This window comes from Pseudoxanthomonas sp. CCNWLW251 (genome assembly GCF_037402255.1).
In the GTDB taxonomy this organism is placed as follows: domain Bacteria; phylum Pseudomonadota; class Gammaproteobacteria; order Xanthomonadales; family Xanthomonadaceae; genus Pseudoxanthomonas_A.
Genome location: NZ_JBBEGA010000004.1, coordinates 105001 through 107500, shown reverse-complemented (window position 1 = coordinate 107500; position 2500 = coordinate 105001). Strand labels below are relative to the sequence as shown.

General features: G+C 53.7%; 1 rRNA gene (cut by a window edge). It reads left to right on the top strand.

Annotated elements, in window-relative coordinates:
- The first annotated feature begins 155 nt into the window (after positions 1-155).
- Positions 156-2500, top strand: a 23S ribosomal RNA gene (locus WBN46_RS15365); it runs 534 nt beyond the window's last position.

Sequence of the window (2500 nt, the reverse complement as noted above, 5' to 3'; positions counted from 1 at the left end):
TGTGACGTAGCGAGCGTTTTAGATTTTCATCTAGACGTGTCGTTGAGGCTAAGGCGGGGACTTCGAGTCCCTAATAAATTGAGTCGTATGTTCGCGTTGGTGGCTTTGTACCCCATCAGCACGGCATGTAACTCCGAGGCGACTTGGGGTTATATGGTCAAGCGAATAAGCGCACACGGTGGATGCCTTGGCGGTCAGAGGCGATGAAGGACGTGGCAGCCTGCGAAAAGTGTGGGGGAGCTGGCAACAAGCATTGATCCCGCAATGTCCGAATGGGGAAACCCACTGCTTCGGCAGTATCCTGCAGTGAATACATAGCTGCTGGAGGCAAACCCGGTGAACTGAAATATCTAAGTAACCGGAGGAAAAGAAATCAACCGAGATTCCCTGAGTAGTGACGAGCGAACGGGGACCAGCCCTTAAGCTGGATTGGTTTTAGAAGAACAGTCTGGAAAGACTGGCCATAGACGGTGACAGCCCGGTATTCGAAAGGACCTTTTCAGTGAAGACGAGTAAGGCGGGGCACGAGAAACCCTGTCTGAACATGGGGGGACCATCCTCCAAGGCTAAATACTCCTGACCGACCGATAGTGAACCAGTACCGTGAGGGAAAGGCGAAAAGAACCCCGGAGAGGGGAGTGAAATAGATCCTGAAACCGTGTGCGTACAAGCAGTAGGAGCCCGCAAGGGTGACTGCGTACCTTTTGTATAATGGGTCAGCGACTTACTGTTCGTGGCAAGCTTAACCGTATAGGGGAGGCGAAGGGAAACCGAGTCTGATAAGGGCGCATAGTCGCGGGCAGTAGACCCGAAACCGGGTGATCTAGTCATGCCCAGGGTGAAGGTGCCGTAACAGGTACTGGAGGCCCGAACCCACTCCCGTTGCAAAGGTAGGGGATGAGGTGTGATTAGGAGTGAAAAGCTAATCGAACCCGGAGATAGCTGGTTCTCCTCGAAAGCTATTTAGGTAGCGCCTCGTATGAATCTTCTTGGGGGTAGAGCACTGTTATGGCTAGCGGGACATCGCGTCTTAGCAAACCATGGCAAACTCCGAATACCAAGACAGAATGTACGGGAGACACACGGCGGGTGCTAACGTCCGTCGTGAAAAGGGAAACAACCCAGACCCACAGCTAAGGTCCCAAATTTCGTGCTAAGTGGAAAACGATGTGGAAAGGCACAGACAGCCAGGAGGTTGGCTTAGAAGCAGCCACCCTTTAAAGAAAGCGTAATAGCTCACTGGTCGAGTCGGTCTGCGCGGAAGATTTAACGGGGCTAAGCACGAAACCGAAGCTTGGGGTGCATAACTTTGTTATGCGCGGTAGAGGAGCGTTCCGTAAGCCGTTGAAGGTGACTTGAGAAGGTTGCTGGAGGTATCGGAAGTGCGAATGCTGACATGAGTAACGATAATGCGGGTGAAAAGCCCGCACGCCGAAAGCCCAAGGTTTCCTTGCGCAACGTTAATCGACGCAGGGTTAGTCGGTCCCTAAGGCGAGGGCGAAAGCCGTAGTCGATGGGAAGCAGGTTAATATTCCTGCACCTCGCGTGAGTGCGATGGAGGGACGGAGAAGGTTAGGTGTACCGGGCGTTGGTTGTCCCGGGGAAAGGCGGTAGGTTTGGATCTTTGGCAAATCCGGGATCCTTTAAGACCGAGCACCGAGACGAGTCCTTTTGGACGAAGTCACTGATACCACGCTTCCAGGAAAAGCTCCTAAGCTTCAGCTCACGCAGACCGTACCGTAAACCGACACAGGTGGGTAGGATGAGAATTCTCAGGCGCTTGAGAGAACTCGGGTGAAGGAACTAGGCAACATGGCACCGTAACTTCGGGAGAAGGTGCACCCTCTTTGGTGGCCCATGCGGGCTATAGCTGAGGGGGGTCGCAGAAACCAGGCCGCTGCGACTGTTTATCAAAAACACAGCACTCTGCAAACACGAAAGTGGACGTATAGGGTGTGACGCCTGCCCGGTGCTGGAAGGTTAATTGATGGGGTCAGCCGCAAGGCGAAGCTCTTGATCGAAGCCCCAGTAAACGGCGGCCGTAACTATAACGGTCCTAAGGTAGCGAAATTCCTTGTCGGGTAAGTTCCGACCTGCACGAATGGCGTAACGACAGCGGCGCTGTCTCCACCCGAGACTCAGTGAAATTGAAATCGCTGTGAAGATGCAGCGTTCCCGTGGCAAGACGGAAAGACCCCGTGAACCTTTACTATAGCTTTACATTGAACGTTGAGTTCGTCTGTGTAGGATAGGTGGGAGGCTATGAAACCGAGGCGCTAGCTTCGGTGGAGCCAACCTTGAAATACCACCCTGATGTGCTTGACGTTCTAACCTAGGTCCGTAATCCGGATCGGGGACCATGTATGGTGGGTAGTTTGACTGGGGCGGTCTCCTCCCAAAGAGTAACGGAGGAGCTCGAAGGTACGCTCAGCGCGGTCGGACATCGCGCACTGTGTGCAAAGGCATAAGCGTGCTTGACTGCGAGATCGACGGATCAAGC